The sequence below is a fragment of the Pseudomonas sp. R76 genome (assembly GCF_009834565.1).
Lineage (GTDB): Bacteria > Pseudomonadota > Gammaproteobacteria > Pseudomonadales > Pseudomonadaceae > Aquipseudomonas.
Genome location: NZ_CP019428.1, coordinates 1176285 through 1199321, shown reverse-complemented (window position 1 = coordinate 1199321; position 23037 = coordinate 1176285). Strand labels below are relative to the sequence as shown.

28 protein-coding genes are annotated in these 23037 nt (G+C 59.3%); 12 read left to right on the top strand and 16 right to left on the bottom strand.

Annotated elements, in window-relative coordinates:
- The first annotated feature begins 27 nt into the window (after positions 1–27).
- Together upp and PspR76_RS05315 are read left to right on the top strand one after the other, a co-directional pair.
- A complete protein-coding gene (upp, locus tag PspR76_RS05320) occupies positions 28–666 on the top strand; it encodes a uracil phosphoribosyltransferase (protein ID WP_024073483.1) in 639 nt (212 codons plus the stop codon).
- Between the two features lie 2 nt (positions 667–668).
- On the top strand, positions 669–1943 hold the full coding sequence (locus PspR76_RS05315) for a uracil-xanthine permease family protein (RefSeq protein WP_159954271.1): 1275 nt from the start codon (positions 669–671) through the stop codon (positions 1941–1943).
- A gap of 126 nt (positions 1944–2069) precedes the next feature.
- On the opposite strand, the gene hisC is transcribed toward PspR76_RS05315, so the two are convergent.
- The 10 genes from hisC to PspR76_RS05265 all read right to left on the bottom strand — a co-directional run bounded on the left by hisC (position 2070) and on the right by PspR76_RS05265 (position 10298).
- On the bottom strand, positions 2070–3122 hold the full coding sequence (hisC, locus tag PspR76_RS05310) for a histidinol-phosphate transaminase (protein ID WP_159954270.1): 1053 nt from the start codon (positions 3120–3122) through the stop codon (positions 2070–2072).
- Positions 3123–3125: 3 nt separating this feature from the next.
- Positions 3126–4445: a histidinol dehydrogenase gene (gene hisD / locus PspR76_RS05305; RefSeq protein ID WP_159954269.1), complete on the bottom strand. Its 1320-nt coding sequence runs from the start codon at positions 4443–4445 to the stop codon at positions 3126–3128.
- Positions 4446–4823: 378 nt separating this feature from the next.
- Complete coding sequence (hisG, locus tag PspR76_RS05300) at positions 4824–5459, bottom strand: ATP phosphoribosyltransferase (RefSeq protein WP_003188599.1); 636 nt, start codon at positions 5457–5459, stop codon at positions 4824–4826.
- Between the two features lie 161 nt (positions 5460–5620).
- Entirely contained in the window at positions 5621–6886 is a 1266-nt protein-coding gene (gene murA, locus PspR76_RS05295; protein ID WP_159954268.1) for a UDP-N-acetylglucosamine 1-carboxyvinyltransferase, read from the bottom strand.
- Positions 6887–6909: 23 nt separating this feature from the next.
- Positions 6910–7149, bottom strand: coding sequence for a BolA family protein (locus tag PspR76_RS05290; RefSeq protein ID WP_008434291.1), 240 nt, complete (start codon positions 7147–7149; stop codon positions 6910–6912).
- Between the two features lie 114 nt (positions 7150–7263).
- A complete protein-coding gene (locus tag PspR76_RS05285; RefSeq protein WP_159954267.1) occupies positions 7264–7569 on the bottom strand; it encodes an STAS domain-containing protein in 306 nt (101 codons plus the stop codon).
- A complete protein-coding gene (locus PspR76_RS05280; protein ID WP_159954266.1) occupies positions 7566–8213 on the bottom strand; it encodes an MlaC/ttg2D family ABC transporter substrate-binding protein in 648 nt (215 codons plus the stop codon). The genes PspR76_RS05285 and PspR76_RS05280 overlap by 4 nt, the downstream gene beginning before the upstream one ends.
- 11 nt (positions 8214–8224) lie before the next feature.
- Positions 8225–8692 carry an outer membrane lipid asymmetry maintenance protein MlaD gene (gene mlaD / locus PspR76_RS05275; protein ID WP_005784855.1) on the bottom strand — a complete coding sequence of 156 codons (468 nt, stop codon included), beginning with the start codon at positions 8690–8692 and terminating at the stop codon, positions 8225–8227.
- The gene (mlaE, locus tag PspR76_RS05270) at positions 8692–9489 is read right to left on the bottom strand and encodes a lipid asymmetry maintenance ABC transporter permease subunit MlaE (protein WP_159954265.1); all 798 of its coding nucleotides are present in this window, start codon (positions 9487–9489) and stop codon (positions 8692–8694) included. Before mlaE ends, mlaD begins: the two co-directional genes overlap by 1 nt.
- Complete coding sequence (locus PspR76_RS05265) at positions 9489–10298, bottom strand: ATP-binding cassette domain-containing protein (protein WP_159954264.1); 810 nt, start codon at positions 10296–10298, stop codon at positions 9489–9491. Before PspR76_RS05265 ends, mlaE begins: the two co-directional genes overlap by 1 nt.
- 298 nt (positions 10299–10596) lie before the next feature.
- On the opposite strand from PspR76_RS05265, the gene PspR76_RS05260 reads away from it, so the two are divergent.
- The 10 genes from PspR76_RS05260 to PspR76_RS05215 all read left to right on the top strand — a co-directional run bounded on the left by PspR76_RS05260 (position 10597) and on the right by PspR76_RS05215 (position 17649).
- Positions 10597–11571, top strand: coding sequence for a KpsF/GutQ family sugar-phosphate isomerase (locus PspR76_RS05260; protein ID WP_159954263.1), 975 nt, complete (start codon positions 10597–10599; stop codon positions 11569–11571).
- On the top strand, positions 11572–12096 hold the full coding sequence (locus tag PspR76_RS05255) for a KdsC family phosphatase (protein ID WP_159954262.1): 525 nt from the start codon (positions 11572–11574) through the stop codon (positions 12094–12096).
- Between the two features lie 8 nt (positions 12097–12104).
- Positions 12105–12677 carry an LPS export ABC transporter periplasmic protein LptC gene (gene lptC, locus PspR76_RS05250; RefSeq protein ID WP_159954261.1) on the top strand — a complete coding sequence of 191 codons (573 nt, stop codon included), beginning with the start codon at positions 12105–12107 and terminating at the stop codon, positions 12675–12677.
- Positions 12664–13239: a lipopolysaccharide transport periplasmic protein LptA gene (gene lptA, locus PspR76_RS05245; protein WP_159954260.1), complete on the top strand. Its 576-nt coding sequence runs from the start codon at positions 12664–12666 to the stop codon at positions 13237–13239. The genes lptC and lptA overlap by 14 nt, the downstream gene beginning before the upstream one ends.
- A complete protein-coding gene (gene lptB, locus PspR76_RS05240) occupies positions 13239–13964 on the top strand; it encodes an LPS export ABC transporter ATP-binding protein (protein ID WP_003171806.1) in 726 nt (241 codons plus the stop codon). The genes lptA and lptB overlap by 1 nt, the downstream gene beginning before the upstream one ends.
- 184 nt (positions 13965–14148) lie before the next feature.
- Positions 14149–15642 carry an RNA polymerase factor sigma-54 gene (locus tag PspR76_RS05235; protein WP_159954259.1) on the top strand — a complete coding sequence of 498 codons (1494 nt, stop codon included), beginning with the start codon at positions 14149–14151 and terminating at the stop codon, positions 15640–15642.
- 75 nt (positions 15643–15717) lie between these two features.
- Positions 15718–16023 (top strand): ribosome hibernation-promoting factor, HPF/YfiA family, encoded by a 306-nt coding sequence (hpf, locus tag PspR76_RS05230; RefSeq protein ID WP_017138237.1) that lies wholly within the window; start codon positions 15718–15720, stop codon positions 16021–16023.
- Between the two features lie 12 nt (positions 16024–16035).
- Complete coding sequence (gene ptsN, locus PspR76_RS05225; RefSeq protein WP_159954258.1) at positions 16036–16500, top strand: PTS IIA-like nitrogen regulatory protein PtsN; 465 nt, start codon at positions 16036–16038, stop codon at positions 16498–16500.
- A gap of 2 nt (positions 16501–16502) precedes the next feature.
- Positions 16503–17360 (top strand): RNase adapter RapZ, encoded by an 858-nt coding sequence (gene rapZ / locus PspR76_RS05220; protein WP_159954257.1) that lies wholly within the window; start codon positions 16503–16505, stop codon positions 17358–17360.
- Positions 17361–17376: 16 nt separating this feature from the next.
- Positions 17377–17649, top strand: a complete 273-nt coding sequence (locus PspR76_RS05215) for an HPr family phosphocarrier protein (RefSeq protein ID WP_017138240.1) — start codon at positions 17377–17379, stop codon at positions 17647–17649.
- 37 nt (positions 17650–17686) lie between these two features.
- Here PspR76_RS05215 and PspR76_RS05210 read toward each other — a convergent pair whose 3' ends face one another.
- The 6 genes from PspR76_RS05210 to pmbA all read right to left on the bottom strand — a co-directional run bounded on the left by PspR76_RS05210 (position 17687) and on the right by pmbA (position 22957).
- Positions 17687–18580 carry a ZIP family metal transporter gene (locus PspR76_RS05210; protein ID WP_159954256.1) on the bottom strand — a complete coding sequence of 298 codons (894 nt, stop codon included), beginning with the start codon at positions 18578–18580 and terminating at the stop codon, positions 17687–17689.
- Between the two features lie 32 nt (positions 18581–18612).
- Entirely contained in the window at positions 18613–19224 is a 612-nt protein-coding gene (locus PspR76_RS05205) for a superoxide dismutase (protein ID WP_159954255.1), read from the bottom strand.
- Position 19225: 1 nt separating this feature from the next.
- Positions 19226–19669: a hypothetical protein gene (locus tag PspR76_RS05200; RefSeq protein ID WP_159954254.1), complete on the bottom strand. Its 444-nt coding sequence runs from the start codon at positions 19667–19669 to the stop codon at positions 19226–19228.
- A 27-nt stretch (positions 19670–19696) separates the two neighbouring features.
- The gene (locus PspR76_RS05195) at positions 19697–21073 is read right to left on the bottom strand and encodes a class II fumarate hydratase (protein ID WP_159954253.1); all 1377 of its coding nucleotides are present in this window, start codon (positions 21071–21073) and stop codon (positions 19697–19699) included.
- Positions 21066–21461, bottom strand: coding sequence for a FagA protein (locus PspR76_RS05190; protein WP_159954252.1), 396 nt, complete (start codon positions 21459–21461; stop codon positions 21066–21068). The genes PspR76_RS05195 and PspR76_RS05190 overlap by 8 nt, the downstream gene beginning before the upstream one ends.
- 149 nt (positions 21462–21610) lie before the next feature.
- Positions 21611–22957, bottom strand: coding sequence for a metalloprotease PmbA (gene pmbA, locus PspR76_RS05185; RefSeq protein WP_159954251.1), 1347 nt, complete (start codon positions 22955–22957; stop codon positions 21611–21613).
- Positions 22958–23037 lie beyond the last annotated feature (80 nt).

Here is a 23037-nt window from a genome sequence, read left to right as displayed (position 1 = left end):
TTTTTGCCCGCCGCCGGAGCTTTTCCCATGCCCACTCGCGAGATCCGCCACCCGCTGATCAGACACAAACTCGGCCTTATGCGCCGTGCCGACATTAGCACGAAGAATTTCCGTGAGCTTGCTCAGGAAGTCGGAGCGCTGCTCACTTATGAAGCCACCAAAGATTTGCCCCTGGAAAGCTACGAGATCCCCGGTTGGGCCGGTCCCGTACAGGTGGAAAAAATCGCCGGTAAGAAAATCACCGTGGTGCCGATCCTGCGCGCCGGTATCGGCATGCTCGAAGGCGTACTCAGCCTGATCCCGGGCGCCAAAGTCAGCGCCGTCGGCGTGGCCCGCAATGAAGAAACATTGCAGGCCCACACCTACCTGGAAAAACTCGTCCCGGAAATCAACGAGCGCCTGGCAATGATCATCGACCCGATGCTCGCCACCGGCAGTTCCATGGTTGCCACCATCGACCTGCTGAAAAAGGCCGGTTGCAAGGACATCCGCGCCATGGTGCTGGTTGCCGCGCCCGAAGGCATTGCCGCCGTCGAGAAAGCCCACCCGGACGTGCAGATCTACACCGCGTCCATTGATGAGCGCCTGAACGAACACGGCTACATCATCCCAGGCCTGGGTGATGCCGGTGACAAGATCTTCGGCACCAAGCAGAAGGACGCGTGAGCATGCAGGATGAATTCAACGACCCGCTTTGGCGCCAGATCCTGTCTGGCGCACAGATGCTCTTCGTAGCATTTGGCGCGCTGGTGTTGATGCCACTGATCACAGGTCTTGATCCAAACGTCGCACTGTTTACCGCAGGCCTGGGCACGTTGTTGTTCCAGGTGGTGACAGGGCGGCAGGTGCCGGTATTTCTGGCATCGAGCTTTGCGTTTATCACCCCGATCATTCTCGCCAAGGGCCAGTTCGGCCTGGCGGCGACCATGGGCGGAGTGATGGCGGCGGGTTTCGTTTATACCTTTCTCGGCCTGGCGGTGAAGATCAAAGGCACCGGTTTCATCGACCGGCTGCTGCCGCCGGTGGTGATCGGCCCGGTGATCATTTCCATCGGCCTGGCCATGGCGCCGATTGCCGCCAACATGGCGATGGGTAAAGCCGGTGATGGCAGCGAACTGATCCATTACCAGACGGCGATGCTGATCTCGATGCCCGCACTGCTGACCACCTTGATCGTGGCGGTGTTCGGCAAAGGCATATTTCGCCTGGTGCCGATCATTTCCGGTGTGCTGGTTGGCTTTGCCATGTCGTTCTACTTTGGTGTGGTCGACACGGCGAAAATCGCTGCAGCGCCCTGGTTCGCCCTGCCCCACTTCACCGCGCCGGAATTCAACTGGCAGGCGATTCTGTTCATCGTGCCGGTGGCCCTGGCCCCGGCGATCGAGCATATCGGCGGTGTGATTGCGGTGGGCAGCGTGACCGGTCGTGACTACCTGAAGAAGCCTGGCTTGCACCGCACGCTGTTGGGTGACGGCATTGCCACCACGGCTGCCGGCCTGTTTGGCGGCCCGCCGAACACCACCTACGCCGAAGTGACCGGCGCGGTGATGCTGACCAAGAACTACAACCCGAAAATCATGACCTGGGCGGCGGTGTTTGCCATCAGCCTGGCGTTTATCGGCAAGTTCGGCGCACTGCTGCAAAGCATCCCGGTGCCGGTGATGGGCGGGATTCTGTGCTTGCTGTTCGGCTCGATTGCGGCCGTGGGCATGAACACGCTGATCCGCCACAAGATCGACCTCGGCGAAGCGCGCAACCTGGTGATTGTGTCGGTGACCCTGGTGTTTGGTATTGGCGGTGTGCTGGTCGGCACCGACACGGGCCCGGATGATTTCGGCCTCAAGGGCATCGCCTTGTGTGCGGTGGTAGCGATTGCGTTGAACCTGCTGCTGCCGGGCAATGATGGCTGGAAGAACAAGAAGCCGGATGAGCCGTTGCTGTAACTGACCCAACGCAAATCAGTGTGGGAGCTGGCTTGCCTGCGATAGCGGTGTAACAGTCGACATATACGTCGTTTGATACACCGCTATCGCAGGCAAGCCAGCTCCCACATTTGATTTCAGTGGTCGTTAGAGCTCGCCGAGGCCATCGATAAGCGCCTGGTTCTGCTCCGGCGTACCGATGCTGATCCGCAGGAACTGGGCAATCCGCTCCTGCTTGAAGTGCCGCACAATCACGCCCTGCTCACGCAACTTGGCTGCCAACCCGGCCGCATCGTGCTGTGGGTGACGGGCAAAGATGAAGTTGGCTGCCGACGGCAGCACTTCAAAGCCCTTGCCTTCCAACTGCGCGACCACTTTGTTGCGGCTCTCGATCACCAGCTGGCACGTCTTCTCGAAGTATTCACGGTCGTCGAACGCCGCCGCCGCACCAACAATCGCCAGGCGATCGAGCGGGTAGGAGTTGAAGCTGTTCTTGACCCGCTCCAGCGCCTCGATCAGGTCCGGGTGGCCCACGGCCAGGCCCACACGCAAACCGGCCAGTGAGCGCGATTTGGACAGGGTTTGTGTTACCAGCAAATTCGGGTAGCGGTCCACCAGGCTGATAGCGGTTTCGCCACCGAAGTCGATATAGGCTTCATCAACCACCACCACCGAATCCGGGCTGGCCTTGAGGATCTGCTCGACTGCATCCAGCGCCAGCACGCAGCCGGTCGGCGCGTTCGGGTTGGGGAAGATGATCCCGCCGTTGGGCTTGGCGTAGTCGGCCACACGAATCTGGAACTGCTCGTCCAATGGCACCGGGTCGGATTTGATGCCATAGAGGCCGCAGTAAACCGGATAGAAGCTGTAGCTGATGTCCGGGAACAGCAGCGGCAAATCGTGCTGGAGCAAACCGTGGAAGATGTGCGCCAGGACTTCGTCGGAACCGTTACCAAGGAAGACTTTGCTGGCGTCGATTGCGTAATACTTGGCCACCGCCTGCTTGAGCAGGTCGCTGTTGGGGTCTGGGTACAGGCGCAGGTTGTCGTTCAACTCGCTCTGCATCGCGGCCAATGCCTTGGGCGACGGGCCGTAGGGGTTCTCGTTGGTGTTGAGCTTGACCAGCTTGGTCAGCTTCGGCTGTTCGCCGGGCACGTAAGGCACGAGGTCCTTGACGAAGGGGCTCCAGAATTTACTCATGTCTTATTTCCCCTCTTCAAGGATGCGGTATTCAGCGCTGCGGGCGTGGGCGCTGAGCGATTCACCACGGGCCAGCACCGAGGCGGTCTTGCCCAGTTCGGAGGCGCCTTGTGGCGAGCAGAAGATGATCGACGAACGCTTCTGGAAGTCATACACCCCAAGCGGCGACGAGAACCGTGCGGTGCCGGAGGTCGGCAGCACGTGGTTCGGGCCTGCGCAGTAGTCGCCCAGCGCTTCGCTGGTGTGGCGGCCCATGAAGATCGCACCGGCGTGACGAATCGACGGCAGCCAGGCTTGTGGGTCGGCGACGGACAACTCCAAGTGTTCCGGGGCGATGCGGTTGGCCACTTCGATGGCCTGCTCCATGTCACGCACCAGAATCAGCGCACCGCGGCCATTGATCGATTTCTCGATGATCTCGGCGCGGTCCATGGTCGGCAGCAGCTTGTCGATGCTGGCGGCGACCTTGTCGAGGAACTCGGCGTCGGGGCTGACCAGAATCGCCTGGGCGTCCTCGTCGTGCTCGGCCTGGGAGAACAGGTCCATGGCGATCCAGTCCGGGTCGGTCTGGCCGTCACACACCACGAGGATTTCCGAAGGACCGGCGATCATGTCGATACCGACCTGGCCGAACACGTGACGCTTGGCGGTGGCCACATAGATGTTACCCGGGCCGACCACTTTGTCGACTTTCGGCACGCTTTCGGTGCCGTAGGCCAGGGCCGCAACGGCCTGGGCGCCGCCGATGGTGAACACGCGGTCAACACCGGCGATGCACGCAGCCGCCAGCACCAGCTCGTTGATTTCACCGCGTGGCGTCGGCACCACCATGACCACTTCGGTCACGCCCGCCACTTTGGCCGGGATAGCGTTCATCAACACCGAAGACGGGTACGAGGCTTTACCACCTGGCACGTACAAACCGGCGCGATCCAGCGGCGTGACCTTCTGGCCCAGCACGGTGCCGTCGGCCTCGGTGTAGCTCCAGGAATCCTGCTTCTGTTTCTCGTGGTAGCTGCGAACCCGCGCCGCCGCGACTTCGAGGGCTTCACGCTGAGGCGCGGTGATGCGCGTCAGGGCCAGCTCAAGGCGCTCGCGCGGCAGGATCAGGTCGGACATGGACGCCACATCCAGGCCGTCAAACTGGCGGGTGAAGTCCACCAGCGCCGCATCACCGCGCTCGCGCACGGCCTTGATGATGTCGAGCACCCGCCCGTTGACCGAGTCGTCGGACACGCTTTCCCAGCTCAGCAGATGATCCAGATGATGGGCGAAATCCGGGTCGGCAGCGTTGAGTCGGGCAATTGCAGTGGACGTGGTCATAGCGAGGGCCTCAATAGAATTGGCAAAAACTCAGGCGCCCGAAGGTGCGCTGACGTTCAATAACGAAGCGCGTTGGTACTGTGGTTGTGCCAGGCAAGGCGCGGGACGCTGGTAAGGGTTGTTTCCTTACCAAGTCCCGCAACGCAGCATGGCGCGACCACAGTGCCAACCCGCAGGGCCTTACCTCAAAAGGCAAGCTGCTACGCGTCGCTAATTATTGAAAAAAGAATCTTCTACTAACATAAGTTGCCTTTTGGGGTAAGGCGCGCTTCGTTATTGAACGTCAGCGCACCTTCCCAGCAGTCGATCCGCTTGGGCACCTGAGAATTCTGGCTATGAGGCGGATAGACGGGCGCGACCTGGGGTCGCGCGGGTGAGTCAACCGCGGTGTCGAGACTCCACTGCCTTGCGCAGGGTGTCGATCAACGCCTGGATACGGGCGTGTTGCATTTTCATGGAGGCTTTGTTGACGATCAGGCGGGAGCTGATGTCAGCGATGAAATCCTGGGGCTCAAGACCGTTGGCGCGCAGGGTGTTGCCGGTGTCGACCACGTCGATGATCTTGTCGGCCAGGCCGATCAGCGGGGCCAGCTCCATCGAACCGTAGAGCTTGATGATGTCGACCTGGCGGCCTTGCTCGGCGTAGTAGCGCTTGGCAACGTTGACGAACTTGGTGGCCACGCGCAGGCGGCCTTTAGGCTCGACGTCACCGACACGGCCGGCGGTCATCAGCTTGCACAGGGCGATGCGCAGGTCCAGCGGCTCGTACAGGCCCTGGCCACCGTATTCCATCAGCACGTCTTTACCGGCCACACCGAGGTCGGCCGCGCCATGTTCAACGTAAGTCGGCACGTCGGTGGCACGCACGATCAGCAGGCGAACGTCGTCCTGGGTCGTGGGGATGATCAGCTTGCGGCTCTTGTCCGGATTCTCGGTTGGCACGATGCCCGCTTCAGCCAGAAGCGGCAAAGTGTCGTCAAGGATGCGGCCCTTCGACAGTGCGATGGTCAACATGGGAAACGTCAGTCCTTCATCAGGCTATTGCTGTCCGGTCGCAAACGGCGCCAGACACAGATCGAGGCCATTACAGCCTCGATTTGAAACGAACCATTTAACAACAAACACCTTCCTGTGGCGAGGGAGCTTGCCACAGGAAGGGTTTGCAGTTACGGGTATTAGCCCGGTACGCGGCGGATCTTGGCGCCGAGCATCTGCAGCTTCTCTTCGATGCACTCGTAACCACGGTCGATGTGGTAGATGCGGTCGATCAGGGTGTCGCCGTCGGCGCACAACGCCGAGATCACCAGGCTGGCCGAAGCACGCAGGTCGGTAGCCATCACTGGCGCGCCCTTGAGCTTGTCGATACCGGTAACGATGGCCGTGTTGCCTTCGACCTGGATCTTGGCGCCCATGCGGTGCAGTTCATACACGTGCATGAAGCGGTTTTCGAAGATGGTCTCGATCACGGCGCCGGTGCCTTCGGCAATTGCGTTCAAGGAAATGAACTGCGCTTGCATGTCGGTCGGGAACGCCGGGTACGGAGCGGTACGCACGTTCACGGCTTTTGGCCGCTTGCCGTGCATGTTCAGCTCGATCCAGTCGGCACCGGTGGTGATTTCAGCACCGGCTTCCTTGAGTTTTTCCAGCACCGCTTCAAGGATGGTCGGATCGGTGTCCTTGACCTTGACGCGGCCACCGGTAACGGCAGCAGCCACCAGGTAGGTGCCGGTCTCGATGCGGTCTGGCATCACCTTGTAGGTGGCCGAGTGCAGGCGCTTAACACCTTCGATGGTGATGGTATCGGTACCGGCGCCGGTGATGTTGGCACCCATGGCGATCAGGAAGTTGGCCAGGTCGACCACTTCCGGCTCGCGCGCGGCGTTTTGCAGAACGCTGCGACCGTTGGCCAGGGCAGCGGCCATCATGATGTTCTCGGTGCCGGTTACGCTGACGGTATCAAAGAAGAAGTTGGCACCACGCAGGCCGCCTTCCGGCGCCTTGGCCTTGATGTAGCCACCTTCGACGTCGATGGTCGCGCCCATGGCTTCAAGACCACGGATATGCAGGTCGACCGGACGCGAACCGATGGCGCAACCGCCAGGCAGTGCGACTTCGGCTTCACCGAAACGGGCAACCATCGGGCCCAGTACCAGGATCGACGCACGCATGGTTTTCACCAGTTCGTACGGGGCGATCAGGGTTTTGATGGTGCGCGGGTCGATTTCGACCGACAGCTTCTCGTCGATCACCGGCTCAATGCCCATGCGACCGAACAGCTCGATCATGGTGGTGATGTCGTGCAGGTGCGGCAGGTTGGCCACGGTAACCGGGCCATCGCACAGCAGGGTCGCTGCCAGGATCGGCAAGGCGGAGTTTTTCGCACCGGAAATGCGGATCTCGCCATCTAGGCGGGCACCGCCGGTAATAATCAATTTATCCATAAGAATCTCGACGCCTTGGGGGCTCAGGTGCGCTCGGCCCAGGCCGCGCGGCTGAAAAATTTCATAGTGACCGCGTGGATGCTGCCATCGGTGATCCACGGGTTCAAATGGGCATAGATCTGCTGTTGACGCTTGACCGGGCTGAGTGCCGCCAGTTCATCGCTAATCACGTTCAGCTGGAAATTGCAGCCTTCGCCTTCAACTTCTACGTTCGTTTCGGGCAGCTTTCCTTCAAGGAAGCTTTTAACTTCTAGGGCCTGCATGCTCAACCTCTATCGGCGCCCAGTGCGCACGGGTCGCACATCATACAAAAAAGCCCCGCGCCTGCGAACCCCGCATAGCAGGACTCTGACGGGGGGCTTCTTTAATAGTGTGTATTAAGGATGTGCCAACAGCTCGGTCAGACCGGAAACTTGCGCAATTTCGCGCATGTCTTCAGGCAACGCACGGACGCTGACCGGCTTCTTGACCGCTTCGGCATCGCGCATGAAGCACAGCAACAACGACAGGCCGACGCTGCTGGACTTGGTCACCGCCGAACAATCCAGCACCAGCGCAGGCGCGTTGCTGCTGTTGATCAGCGCCTGACCTTGCTTGCGCAGGTCGGGCCCGGAGCGGTAATCCAGCACGCCGCTGATAAACAACTCGCCGGCGTCGCCAAGACGAACAGCCGACTCGGTCATTGCGCTGGCTTCCCAGCTTGTTTGTCGGTTTCTTCCTTGGCTTTGGCGACTTCACCGGCCCAACCATTGATGGTCTTGTCCAGGTCGTTGCCATTGCGCTGCATGGCGTCAGCGAACTGATCGCGGAACAGCTTGCCAATGTTGATGCCGTTGATGATCACATTGCGCAGTTTCCACTCGCCGTTAACCTTCTCCAGCGTGTATTGCACTGGATAGACGGCGCCGTTGGTGCCCTTGACGGTCATGTTGACGCTGGTGCGATCACCCGACTCATCCCCGGCCGGTGCCACGGTAATGCCTTGGTTGTTGTACTCCAGCAGGGCATTGCCATAGAACTGGAACAGGCCCTTCTTGAAGTTTTCCTCGAAGGTCTTCATCTGCGCAGGCGTGGCCTTGCGTGAATACTTGACGGTCATGATGCTGCGGGAAATGCCTTCGGCATCGACCACCGGACCGACAATGGTATTCAGCGCATCATAAAATTTGCTCGGGTCTTGCTTGTACTGCTCTTTGTTGGCGGTCAGGTCAGCCAACATCTTGTTGGTCGTATCCTGCACCAGATCGTGTGCAGAACCCGCCGCGTTGGCCATCATAGGCAGTACTGCAAGCAGCACCAGCAGGCCACGTCGCAAGGTAGAGATCATGAACAGATTCCTCATTTGGCGTCTTTATTGACCGTATTGAGCAGGAATTTACCGATCAAGTCTTCAAGCACCAACGACGACTGTGTGTCGTGGATTGTCGAACCATCCTTGAGCAAGGCTGTTTCCCCGCCCACGCTGACGCCGATGTACTTCTCGCCCAGCAAACCCGCAGTGAGGATAGATGCAGTGGAGTCAGTCGGCAGATTATCTACCTTCTTGTCCACTTGCATGGTCACTCGGCCGGTGAAGCTGTCGCGATCCAGATCGATTGCGGTGACCTTGCCGATGGTTACACCAGCCATGGTCACTTTAGCTCTGACAGTCAAACCGGCGATATTGTCGAAGTACGCGTAAAGTTTATAAGTATCGGCGGTGGGGCTGGCCGACAGGCCACTGACTCGCAGGGCCAGCAACAGTAAAGCCAGGATGCCAGCCAGCAAGAAAAGGCCGACACCGATTTCCACAGTGCGGTTTTGCATCAGAAATCTCCAAACATCAAGGCGGTCAAAATGAAGTCAAGGCCCAGTACCGCCAGCGAGGCGTACACAACGGTCTTGGTGGTGGCGCGACTGATCCCTTCTGAAGTGGGCTCACAGTCGTAGCCTTGGAATACGGCGATCCAGGTCACTACAAAGGCGAAGACGATGCTCTTTATGATGCCGTTGAGCACGTCGCCGCTGAAGGTCACGCTGTTTTGCATGTTGCCCCAGTACGAGCCGTCATAGACGCCCAACCAGTCAACCGCCACCCAGGAACCGCCCCAAATGCCCACCACGCTGAAAATCATTGCCAGCAGAGGCAGGGAAATGAAGCCGGCCCACAGGCGCGGGGCAACAATGTACTTGAGCGGGTCCACGCCGATCATTTCCAGGCTGGACAACTGCTCGGTGGACTTCATGTTGCCGATCTCGGCAGTCAATGCAGAACCTGCACGCCCGGCAAACAGCAAGGCGGTGACCACCGGGCCAAGTTCGCGCAACAGCGTCAGGGCCACCATCTGCCCGACCGCCTGCTCCGAACCGTAGCTGGAGAGAATGTTAAACCCCTGCAGCGCCAGCACCATGCCGATGAAAATCCCGGAAACCACGATGATGACCAGGGACATCACGCCGACCGAATGCAGCTGCTTGATCAGCAAGCCGAAACCGCCGCCAATGCCGCCGCGACCGAGCAACGCGTGAAACAGTAAAATCGTCGAACGCCCCAGCACCTCGACGAGGTCAATACCGGAACGACCGAAAAGGCGAACCTTCTCGAGTAAAGATGTCTTGCGCATCAGCGCTTCCCCAGAAGATCTGCGCGGTAGTCCGCTGCCGGAAAATGAAAGGGCACCGGGCCATCGGGATCGCCGGTCATGAATTGGCGAATGCGCGGGTTATCAGCGTTCATCAGCTCTTCAGGCGTGCCCTGCCCCAGCACCTGACCATCGCCGACTACATAAAGGTAGTCGGCAATGCTCGCGGTTTCGGCCAGGTCGTGGGATACCACGATACTGGTGATCCCCAACGCATCGTTGAGCAGGCGGATCAGGCGCACCAGCACGCCCATGGCGATCGGGTCCTGGCCTACGAAGGGCTCGTCATACATGAGGATCTGCGGATCGAGGGCGATGGCCCGCGCCAGCGCAACGCGGCGCTTCATGCCGCCGGACAATTCGTCGGGCATCAGGTCGATGGCGCCGCGAAGGCCGACGGCCTGCAGTTTCAGCAATACGATGTCACGAATCATTTCATCGGACAGCTCGGTGTGCACCCGCAGCGGAAAGGCTACGTTCTCGAAAACATCGAGGTCGGTGAACAGCGCACCGCTCTGGAACAACACACCCATATGCTTGCGCGCATCGAACAGATCGCTGCGCGACAGCGTCGGCAGGTTCTGGCCGTTGACCCAAACTTCGCCGGCGCTAGGCCGCAATTGCATGCCCATCAGGCGCAACAGGGTGGTCTTGCCGCAACCGGAAGGCCCCATGATGCCCGTGACCTTGCCGCGGGGAATGCGAATATCGACGTTATTGAAGATGCTGCGCGTCCCGCGCTTGAAGGTAAGGCCCTTCAGCTCGACCGCGTAGGCGTTATCGGCACTCATCTAATCTCCTTGGGATGCAGCCTTTCACTCAGACACCACGCTTGCGACATTCGTTTGCGACAGATGCGCAATAATTAGCAACATGGGTTGGGCGGACCGAACTGGCGGCGAACTATATCACTGCTGGTACAGCGTCCCCAAGGCCGGAACCGCGCTCGTTCAGATTCGGGACAGGGAAAAAACGCTGCTGAGGACGAATCTCAAGCAACTGCCGAATAAAGCCTGACGAACTTGCGTGAGGGAATTGATCATTACCGCTATAATCGCCGACTTTTCGTCAGGCTATACGATTTCAGACATGAGCCAATCCAGCGACCTCATTCAATCCGCACAACGCACCATCCGCCTCGAGCTTGAAGCCGTAGAAGGTTTACTGGCCCATATCGACGCGGATTTCGTACGCGCCTGCGAGATGATTCTGGCCAGCAAGGGCCGCGTTGTCGTGGTCGGCATGGGCAAATCCGGCCACGTCGGCAACAAGATCGCCGCCACGCTGGCAAGCACCGGCACCACGGCTTTTTTCGTACACCCGGCCGAAGCCAGCCACGGCGACATGGGCATGATCACCAAGGATGACATCATCCTGGCGCTGTCGAACTCCGGCAGTACCAATGAAATCGTGACACTGTTGCCGCTGATCAAGCGCCTGGGCATCCAGATGATCAGCATTACCGGCAACCCGGACTCGACGCTGGCCAAGGCCGCCGAGGTCAACTTGAATGTTCACGTGGACCACGAAGCCTGCCCGCTGAACCTGGCGCCGACGTCCTCTACGACTGCCGCCCTGGTCATGGGCGATGCATTGGCCGTGGCACTGCTGGAAGCCCGCGGCTTTACCGCTGAAGATTTTGCGTTTTCCCATCCAGGCGGCGCCCTCGGCCGTCGCTTGCTGCTGAAAGTGGAAAACGTCATGCACTCGGGCGATGAATTGCCCCACGTGCAGCGCGGCACCTTGCTGAAGGACGCGCTGATGGAAATGACCCGCAAGGGCCTGGGCATGACCGTCATCCTGGAAGCCGACGGGCGACTGGCCGGCGTGTTCACTGACGGCGACCTGCGCCGCACACTGGACCGCACCATCGATATCCATACTGCAACGATTGACGCGGTCATGACACCACACGGCAAGACCGCCCGCCCCGAGATGCTTGCAGCCGAAGCGCTGAAGATCATGGAAGACCACAAGATCGGCGCGCTGGTGGTGGTCAATAGCGACGACCGCCCGATTGGCGCCCTGAATATGCACGACTTGCTGCGTGCGGGAGTGATGTAAATGTCCGACGACCTTTTGCAACGCGGCAAAAACATCAAGCTGGCGATTTTCGACGTCGATGGCGTGTTGACCGATGGCCGCCTGTACTTTCTCGAAGATGGCAGTGAATTCAAGACGTTCAACACCCTCGACGGCCAAGGCATCAAGATGTTGATGGCGGCGGGTGTGCAAACGGCGATTATCAGTGGTCGAAAAACACCGGTAGTGGAACGCCGCGCACAAAACCTGGGGATTCCTCACCTGTATCAGGGCCGCGAGGATAAACTGGTGGTTCTGGACGAGCTTCTTGGCCAACTCAACCTAAGCTATGAGCAAGTCGCTTACCTGGGTGACGATCTGCCTGACCTGCCGGTGATTCGCCGGGTGGGCCTGGGCATGGCCGTCGCGAATGCGGCGGCGTTTGTTCGCGAACACGCCCACGGCATTACTGCCGCACGTGGCGGTGAAGGTGCTGCCCGCGAGTTCTGCGAGTTGATCCTGCGTGCCCAGGGCAGCCTTGAAGCGGCCCACGCCGCCTACCTATAGAGCGTTTTATGCTGAGCAAAAAGATTCGCAACTTCCTGCTATTCGCAGTCATCGCCGCGCTGTTCCTGGCGGTGGGCTACTGGAATATCAGCCCGGAGCGCTTCCTCGACAAGCCCGTCGCGGCCGTCGACGATAGCGCTATCGCCTATTACGCCATCAACGCTCACACCATACAGTTCCTGCCCGATGGCAAGGTTCAGTACGAAATGACCGCTGATAAAGTCGAGAACCTCAAGGCCACGGACGTCAGCCTGCTGACCAATCCCGACCTGAATCTCTACCGGGGCACCGAGTTCCCATGGCACGTCACCAGCAAGCGCGGTGAGGTGAACAAGGGCGGCACTCAAGTGGAACTGATCGACTCGGTGCGCGTTGCGCGCACTGACGAAAAGAAGCGCGACACCATCATTACCAGTAGTCGCATGACCGTTTTCCCACAACAGCAATATGCGCAGACCGAGCAAGACGTTAGAATCGACGGCGCTGGCGGTGTATCGACTGGCAAGGGAATGAAAGCGTATTTGAAAGAAAGCAGGATACACCTGCTATCGAACGTAAGAGGACAGTATGAGGCTCGTTAAAACCCTCCCTATTTTGCTCGGTCTGGGCGCAGCACTGGGAAGCGTGAGCGCCTGGGCTCTGCCGAACGATAGCCAGCAACCGATCCACATTCAGGCTGACGATGCGCAGCTGGATGACAAACAAGGTGTCGCCACCTACACCGGCGGCGTGATCATCACCCAGGGCTCGATGAAAATCACCGGCAACACGGTGACGCTCACGCGTACGCCGGCTGGCGACATTGACGTGGTGACATCCGTGGGCAACCTGGCTTACTTCGAACAGAAGCAGGCCGCCGCCGACCCTGCCCCGATCAAGGGCTATGGCAAGACCATCCAATACCACGCCCAGCAGAACCGTATCATCCTGATCGATCAGGCCAGGGTTGTGAGCAGTGATGGCAACACGACAGACGGTGAGAAAATCACCTACGACACCGTGAAGCAGATCGCTCAGGCTGGTCGCGCCACCGGCGCGAAGATCGGCACTCCGAAGCCGCGTATCGACATGGTTATCCAGCCGAAGCAGAAAGACGGTGCGGCTCAGCCTGCGCCTAAACCCGCTGCGAAGAAGGCGAACTAATGGCAACCCTGAAAGCCCAGCACTTGGCCAAGGCCTATAAAAGCCGCCAAGTCGTACGCGACGTGAGCCTGTCGATCGACAGTGGCCAGATCGTCGGTTTGCTTGGCCCAAACGGTGCCGGCAAGACCACCTGCTTCTATATGATCGTCGGATTGGTTCAGGCGGATCAGGGACGTGTATTGATTGACGACCTGGACGTCAGCCACCAGCCAATGCACGGTCGTGCACGCGCCGGTATCGGCTATCTTCCACAGGAAGCGTCGATCTTCCGCAAACTGTCGGTTGCCGACAACATCATGGCGATCCTCGAGACCCGCAAGGAACTCGACCGTGACGGCCGTCGCAAAGAGCTGGAAAGCCTGCTGCAGGAGTTCCACATCAACCACATTCGCGACAACCTGGGCATGAGCCTGTCGGGTGGTGAGCGTCGTCGTGTGGAAATCGCCCGCGCCCTGGCCACCGCACCGAAGTTCATCCTGCTCGACGAACCGTTTGCCGGCGTCGACCCGATCTCGGTTGGCGACATCAAGCAGATCATCCATCACCTCAAGGCCAAGGGCATCGGTGTGTTGATCACCGACCACAACGTCCGTGAGACCCTCGATATCTGTGAAACGGCTTATATCGTCAACGATGGCCAGCTGATCGCCGAAGGCGATTCCGCCACCATCCTGGCTAACGAACTGGTCAAGGAAGTGTACCTGGGCCACGAGTTCCGCCTGTAAGCACTGCGGTGTCTGGCCATTCGCCAAGGCGCGCGGGAGTCAATAAAAACCTCCACTTTTTTATTGTTACCGCGCTCTAGGCAAAGCCCCCGATATCAGGCATATAATTTGCTTATGTTTGGCGCTCACGCGCCCTGTCGTGGATGGCGCATTGCGCCGGCGAATAAGGTGTTAAGCCCCTGCCATGAAACCATCGCTAGTCCTGAGAATGGGCCAGCAGCTGACGATGACACCGCAGCTGCAACAGGCCATCCGCCTGCTCCAATTGTCGACCCTGGACCTGCAACAGGAAATCCAGGAGGCCCTGGAGTCAAATCCGATGCTCGAACGCCAGGAAGAAGGCGACGACTTCGATAACGCAGACCCGCTGGCCGATAACATCGAGCAAAAACCCAATCCCGACGTACAGGAACCCTCCTACCAGGAAACCGCCCCCACGGTGGATAACCTTGAGGAAGGCGATTGGAACGAACGCATCCCCAACGAGCTTCCCGTGGACACCGCCTGGGAAGACGTCTACCAGACCAGCGCCAGCAGCCTGCCGAGCAATGATGATGACGAATGGGATTTCACTACCCGCACGTCCGCCGGCGAGAGCCTGCAGAGCCATTTGCTCTGGCAATTGAACCTGGCACCGATGTCCGACACCGATCGCCTGATCGCCGTCACCCTGATCGACTGCATCAATAACCAGGGCTATCTGGACGAAACCCTCGATGAAATCCTCGAGGCCTTCGACCCGGAACTGGACATCGAGCTGGACGAAATCGAAGCCGTGCTGCACCGCATCCAGCAGTTCGAGCCGGCCGGTATCGGCGCCCGCACTCTCAGCGAGTGCCTGCTGCTGCAACTGCGCCAACTGCCCGCCAAGACCCCTTGGCTCGCTGAGGCCCAGCGCCTGGTTACCGACTACATTGACCTGCTGGGCAGCCGCGACTACAGCAAGCTGATGCGCCGCATGAAGCTCAAGGAAGACGACCTGCGCCAGGTCATCGAGCTGGTACAGAGCCTCAACCCTCGCCCAGGCTCGCAGATTGAGTCCAGCGAAGCTGAATACGTCGTGCCCGATGTGATCGTGCGCAAGGACAACGAGCGTTGGCTGGTGGAGTTGAACCAGGAATCAGTGCCGCGCCTGCGGGTCAACCCGCAATACGCAGGTTTTGTTCGGCGTGCCGACACCAGCGCCGACAACACCTTCATGCGCAACCAGTTGCAGGAAGCACGCTGGTTCATCAAGAGCCTGCAAAGCCGCAACGAAACCCTGATGAAAGTGGCCACCCAGATCGTCGAGCACCAGCGTGGCTTCCTGGAATATGGCGATGAGGCCATGAAGCCGCTGGTACTGCATGACATCGCCGAGGCGGTAGGCATGCATGAATCAACGATTTCGCGGGTGACCACGCAGAAATTCATGCATACCCCGCGGGGTATTTATGAGTTGAAATACTTTTTCTCCAGCCACGTCAGCACTTCCGAAGGCGGCGAATGCTCGTCCACGGCAATCCGCGCGATCATCAAAAAACTGGTTGCCGCGGAAAATCAGAAAAAGCCATTGAGTGACAGTAAGATCGCTGGTTTACTGGAGGCACAAGGCATTCAGGTCGCCCGTCGAACCGTCGCCAAGTACCGCGAGTCTCTCGGGATCGCGCCTTCCAGCGAGCGTAAGCGTTTGATGTGACGGGCGGGCCATAGCGTTCCAGTGGCAGGCACCCCGGCCTGCCGCTTTATGCACTGGCAACGAAGGAGAAGCTGTATGCAAGTCAACATCAGTGGACACCATGTAGAAGTCACCCCTCCACTGCGCGAGTATGTCGAGCAGAAGCTGAAGCGGCTTGAGGGTCATTTTGACAAGATCACCAATGTGCAAGTGATCATGAAGGTCGACAAACTCCAGCAGAAAATCGAGGCGACCCTCCAGATTCCCGGCGGCGAAGTAGTCGCCAATGCCGAGCATGAAGACATGTATGCATCAATCGATGCCTTGACTGACAAGCTTGACCGCCAACTTAAAAAGCATAAGGAAAAGCAGCAGAGCCTTCTTCAGGGCACAGGCCGCTAACACTCCCCACCCATGATCCGACTTGAAACCATCCTGACCCCCGGCCGTTCTCTTGTGAACGTGCCGGGCGGCAGTAAAAAGAAAGCCCTCGAAGAAATTGCCAAACTGATCAGTCGCGAAGTGCCTGAACTGGATGAGCAAGTTGTGTACGAGTCGCTGATCGCCCGTGAAAAACTCGGTTCGACCGGTTTTGGTAACGGCATCGCCATTCCTCACTGTCGCCTTCAAGGCTGTGAATCGCCGGTCAGTGCCCTGCTGCACATGGAAAAACCCATCGATTTCGACGCCATCGACGGCGCGCCGGTCGACCTGCTGTTCGTTCTGCTGGTCCCGCAAGCTGCCACCGATGCGCACCTGGAACTGCTCCGGCAGATAGCCAGCATGCTCGACCGCAAGGAAGTACGCGACAAACTGCGCAGTGCCAGTACCAATGAGGCGCTCTATCAGGTTGTCCTGGATGAACAAAACAGGCCGTAATCATGCGTTTGATCATCGTCAGCGGCCGCTCTGGCTCGGGTAAAAGCACCGCCCTCAACGTTCTTGAGGACAACGGTTTCTATTGCATCGACAACCTGCCCGCAGGCCTGCTGCCGGAACTGGCGGAACGTGCGCTGATCCACACCGAACTGGCGCAACCTCTGGTTGCCGTTTCAATCGACGCCCGCAACCTGCCCAGCCACCTTGAGCGATTCCCGCAATTGCTCGAGGAGGTACGTGCCAAGCATATTCATTGCGACGTGCTGTACCTGGACGCCGACGAGGAAACACTGCTCAAGCGTTTCTCCGAGACCCGACGACGCCACCCTCTCAGCAGCCCTCACCGCTCGCTGGCCGAAGCCATCGAGGACGAGACCACCCTGCTGGGCCCGATCATTGACCTCGCCGACCTCAAGATCAACACCACCGGCCTGAACCTGTATCAGTTGCGCGACGCCATCAAGCTGCGTCTGCTGAACCAGCCCGAGCCCGGTACGGCATTCCTCGTCGAGTCGTTCGGTTTCAAGCGCGGCATGCCCGTGGATGCCGACCTGGTCTTCGATGTGCGCTGCCTGCCCAACCCTTATTGGAAGCCTGAACTGCGTGATCAGTCGGGGCTGGACCAACCCGTGGCCGAATATCTGGCCGCACAACCGGATGTTGAGGAGATGTTCCAGGATATCTCCAGCTACCTGCTCAAATGGTTGCCGCGGTTTGCTGCGAGCAATCGGGCCTATGTCACCATTGCCATTGGCTGCACCGGCGGTCACCATCGCTCCGTCTACCTGACCGAACGCCTCGGCCAGGTGCTGCAACAAACCCTCAAGAACGTCCAGGTTCGCCACCGCGACCTTAGCTGAAAGGAACACCCCCGCGATGCCCGCTCTGGAAATTGAAATCATCAACAAGCTGGGCCTGCACGCTCGCGCTTCCGCCAAATTCGTCGGTGTTGCCGGGCAGTTCCCCTGCCAGATCCGCGCAGGGCGCACGCCGGAATCCATGGTTGACGGCAAGAGCATCATGGCAATGATGATGCTGGCCGCCGGCAAGGGCACCAAGATCCACTTGAAGACAGAAGGCGAGCAAGAACAGGAAGCGATGGACGCCTTGGTGAAGCTGATCAATAACTACTTCGACGAGGGTGAATAAACCCCGCCTTTAAGATGAGTGTGAGGCTGCAATAGCCTCACCCTAATGCTGTATCCATCGCCATCATCAAACAAAACCCGATGCATAGCCCAAGGCTGGCAAGCTTTTCGTGGCCGTTACGCCGTGACTCGGGAATGACTTCATGAGTCACCACCAACAGCATCGCCCCAGCGGCTAGCGCCAACCCCAAAGGCAGCAGCACTTCGGCCAGGCTTACCAGCCAGGCACAGAGGACGGCAAACACCGGCTCAACCAGACCTGACGCTGCACCTATCAGAAAGGCTTTGACCCGCGACATCCCTGCTCCAGCCAATACCAGCGCAATCACTAAACCTTCCGGCACGTCTTGCAGGGCAATGCCCATAGCCAAGCTGTCAGCATCCGGCAGCCCGCCACCTGCAGACACGCCCACGGCCATGCCCTCCGGGATGTTGTGGGCAATGATCGCAAACACAAACAGCCAGATACGCGGCGGTATAACCGGTTTATCCGGCGTGCCCACCAGCATTTCCGGGCTGGCACCAGAGACCTTGCGGTCAACCAGGTACAGCCCGAATGCTCCCAGCATGATGCCGAAGCTGATCAAACCACTGGCGCCCCAAGGCGAGAGCCCCAAGCTTTCAGCGGCAGCAATACCTGGGACGACCAGCGAAAATGCCGTCGCCGCCAGCATCACGCCGGCACCAAAGCCCAGCAACATGTCGCTGAGCGCCACCGGCATGCGACGAATAACCAGCACCGGGACCGCACCGAGTGCCGTGCCGAGCGCGCAAATCGCCCCGCCCTGCAAGGCGCGCAGGATTCGCGGTTCAAGATCCAGCCAGGCCAACCCGTGGGCCACCAGCAATGCTGTACCTGCCAATAGCAGCAGCGAGCCAAACGCATAACGAAACATTCGTCCGCTGCTGATCGCCAGTGTTTCAGTGCCCATAGTCGGCCTTAGATCTTGTTATTGGGTGAATATCAGGCCAGGGCAGCCTGGTAGCGTGCGGCGACTTCCGGCCAATTGATGACGCTGTAGAAGGCGTTGATGTATTCGGGGCGACGGTTCTGGTAGAGCAGGTAGTAGGCGTGCTCCCAGACGTCGAGGCCGAGGATTGGCGTATTGCCGCTCATCAACGGGCTGTCCTGATTGCCACTGCTTTCGACCACCAGGGTCTTCTGCGGCGTGACGCTCAGCCAGGCCCAACCGCTGCCGAAACGGGTCAGGGCGGCTTTGGTGAAAGCGTCTTTGAAGCTGTCGAAACCGCCCAGCTGCTCCTCGATCGCTTTGCCCAACGCACCTTCAGGTTTGCCGCCTCCTTTTGGCGACATCACCGCCCAGAACAACGAGTGGTTTGCATGCCCGCCGCCCTGGTTGATGACGGCGGCACGTAGTTTTTCCGGCAGTTGCTGAACGCTGGACACCAGCTTCTCAACTGGCCAGCCCGCGAACTCTGTGCCCTCGACCGCCGCATTCAAGTTGTTGATGTAGGTCTGGTGGTGCTTGGTGTAGTGGATTTCCATGGTTTGCGCATCGATATGCGGCTCCAGCGCATCGTAGGCGTAAGGCAAGGCAGGCAAGGTGTAGGACATATCAATGTGCTCCGTAATAAGGACTGTTGCGGGTCGACGCATCCGATTGCGCCGCAGTGCCACCGAGCAAGCGATGGGTACGCGGGTACTCGCCGTGATCGCTGATGAAATTCAACAGTTCGACGTAAGTCTTGCTGCTCTGGCGCAGTGCCGCCTCGCGCAATTGCGGGCTCAGGCGCGGGTCCTGCATGGTCTGCAACAGGCGTTGATGGATAGCGCAGAGGTATTCCGCGCTTTCCTCAGGCTGGTTCAGGCGCAAGTGCAGGTCCGCCAGGTTGTGATGGGAAATGACGCAAGCCGCCACTGCTTCGTCGGCATCCGCCCAGCGCTCGAATAACACTTGAGCCAGGGCCAGGGCTTGCAGATAGGCCTCGCGAGCGTCGACCAGCTCGCCCTGCATAAAGCAGCGATTGGCCCGTTCGATCGTGCGTTTCCAGTGCTCCATGGTGAGCCTCCAAAGCAGAGTCGGTGATTACACGCCGCCAGCCGTGAGCTTTTCCGGATCCAATAGGATCTCAAGCTGGCTGCGGGGCAGGTCGGTGTGCTCGAGGGCGACGTCAATGACCGGACGGCCCTGCTGATAGGCCTTCTTGGCGATTTCAGCGGCTTTTTGGTAACCAATGATTGGGTTAAGTGCGGTGACCAGGATCGGGTTGCGCGACAGCGCCTCCTTAAGCTTGGCTTCGTTGACCTTGAAGCTGGCGATGGCCTTGTCGGCCAGTAAGCGGCTGGCATTGGCCAGCAGTTCGAGGCTGCCGAGCAGGTTCTGGGCAATGATCGGCAGCATCACATTCAGCTCGAAGTTACCGGATTGGCCGGCGACGGTAATGACCGTGTCATTGCCGATCACCTGGGCCGCGACCATGGCGGTCGCCTCCGGAATCACCGGGTTGACCTTGCCCGGCATGATCGAGGAGCCCGGCTGCAGGCCTTCCAGCTCGATTTCACCCAGACCTGCAAGCGGGCCGGAGTTCATCCAGCGCAGGTCATTGGCGATTTTCATCAGCGAGACCGCGGTGGCTTTCAGCTGGCCGGAGACGGCGACGGCCGTGTCCTGAGAGCCGATCAATGCGAACAGGTTTTTGCCCGGCGTGAACTTCACGCCAGTGAGGCTGCTCAGTTGTTGGCTGAAACGTGCCGCGAATTCAGGGTGCGCGTTGATCCCCGTGCCGACCGCCGTACCGCCCTGGGCCAGGGCCTGCAAGCTCGGCAGCAGGTCTTGCAAGTGGCCGATATTGGCCTTGAGCTGTTGCGCCCAACCATTGAGCACCTGGCTCATGCGCACCGGCATGGCGTCCATCAGGTGAGTGCGGCCGGTCTTGATGTACGGGTGAACCTCCTCGGCCTTGTGTTCGATTACCTGGACCAGATGCAGCAGGGCCGGCAGCGTTTGCTCGTGCAGCACCAATGCGGCGCTGACGTGGATCGTGGTCGGAATGATGTCGTTGCTGCTTTGGCCACAATTGACATGGTCGTTGGGGTTGACCGTCTCGCCCAACAGCCGTGTGGCCAGAGTCGCAATCACTTCGTTGGCGTTCATATTAGAGCTGGTGCCGGAACCGGTCTGGAAGATATCCACCGGGAAGTGCGGCATGAAATCGCCTTCCAGCAAGCCTTGGGCGGCATCGACGATGGCCTTGCCTTGGCTTTCGCTGATCTGCTTGAGGTCGACATTGACCTTGGCGGCGGCGGCCTTGGCCAGGATCAGCGCGCGAATAAATTGCTTCGGCATGCGTTGGTTGCTGATCGGAAAATTGTTCACCGCGCGCTGGGTTTGCGCGCCATACAAGGCCTCGGCCGGCACCTGCAGTTCGCCCATGCTGTCGCGTTCGATACGGGTGTTACTCATCGGAGGATCCTTGCACCAGGTCAGAAACAGAAATGGAAGGCAGCAATTCGCAAGTTGCCAATTGCCAGGCAAAGGTCTGCCAGCGCTTTAGGCGGCAGGCACAGTGAGAGAGGTTTTCCAGGTCGCGCAGCGGGCGCCACGCTTGGTCGAGACACGTGGATCGCCAATGCCAGGGCAAGGCGATATCACTGGCAGTGTCGATCAACAGGCGGAAGGATGTTTCGGCAATCGTCCATGGATGCGTCGCGGAGCAACACGCCAGGTATCGACCCTCGTTGAGGTAATGTTCGATCAGGCGAGGTTCATTGGGATCGAGGCCGCAGCGAATCTGACGACTCATCCAGCGCCAGCTTTCCAGGTACGGATCCTCATGCAGGACAGAACTCATGATCCACACTCATTCGGTAATGATAGTTATTATTAAATGATATTGAGAATCAAAACAAGAGTGGCACATGAATCCATCTGTGACACAGGCATAAAAAAAGCGCGCCATCTGTAGGATGGCGCGCCTTTTTAGTGGAGCGTGGTGGTGTTTTAGCTACCGGCGACAGTCATCCGCTCGATCAGTACCGACCCAGTGCGAATGTTGCTGCGCAGCTCCAAGTCATTACCCACTGCGACGATTTGCTTGAACATATCGCGCATGTTGCCAGCAATGGTCACTTCCTGAACGGCGAACTGAATCTCACCGTTTTCCACCCAGAAACCCGCCGCGCCACGTGAGTAATCACCGGTCACCATATTCAGGCCACTGCCCATCAATTCGGTGACCAGCAAGCCTCTGCCCATACGACGCAACAGCGCAGCCTGGTCCTCGTCGCCATGGGTCACGAACAGGTTGTGCACGCCACCGGCGTTGGCGGTGCTTGGCAGGCCGAGTTTGCGACCGGAGTAAGTACCCAGGACATAGGACACCAACTCGCCCTTCTCGACGAACGGTTTGGCATAGGTCGCCAGGCCATCACCGTCGAACGCCGCACTGCCCATTGCGCGCATCAGGTGCGGACGCTCATCGATGGTCAACCACTCAGGAAACAGCTTCTGGCCGATTGCCCCCTCAAGGAATGAGGACTTGCGGTACAGATTGCCACCCGAGATGGCGCCCAGGAAGCTGCCGAACAGGCCACCTGCGAGTTCGGCCGAAAACAGCACAGGCACTTCACAGGTCGGCACCGGGCGCGCGCCCAGACGGCTCGCCGCACGCTGCGCCGCGCGCTGGCCAATGCTGATCGGGTCCGCCAGCAATTCGCCCTTACGGCTCACGTCGTACCAGTAATCACGCTGCATCTGGCCATCGGCTTCGGCGATCATCACGCAGCTCAGGCTGTGCCGAGTGGAGGCGTAACCCCCGATAAAACCATGGCTGTTGCCGTATACACGGCAGCCCTGATGCGTGTTCAACGTGGTGCCGTCAGCATTTTTGATACGGGGGTCGGCATCAAAGGCCGCCGCTTCGCAGGTCAGCGCTAATTCGATCGCCTGTTCAGGCGTGATGTCCCAGGCGTGAAACAGATCGAAATCCTTCAAGTCCTTCGCCATCAACGCTTTGTCGGCGAGACCTGAGCTTTCGTCTTCAGAGGTGTGTTTGGCAATTGCCAATGCAGCGGCGACAGTTTCACGAATCGCCTCCGGCCCGCTGGCCGACGTGCTGGCCGAGCCCTTGCGCTGCCCCGAATACAAGGTGATACCGAAACCCTGGTCGCGGTTGAACTCAACGGTTTCCACTTCGCGCTGGCGTACCGACGTCGACAGCCCCTGCTCCAGCGACACCGCCACTTCACAGGCACTGGCCCCCTGGCGCTTGGCCTCGGCAAGGATCTGCTCGACTTGTTCCTGCAGTGCCGGTAACGCTTGCGGACCGACGCTTTGGGCTGCACTCATGGTTTTCTCCACTCAAATTCTGCTTTCGGTTAAGGCCATCGAGCGACCGGGCCGGACAAGCGGCCCCCGACTGGTTATCA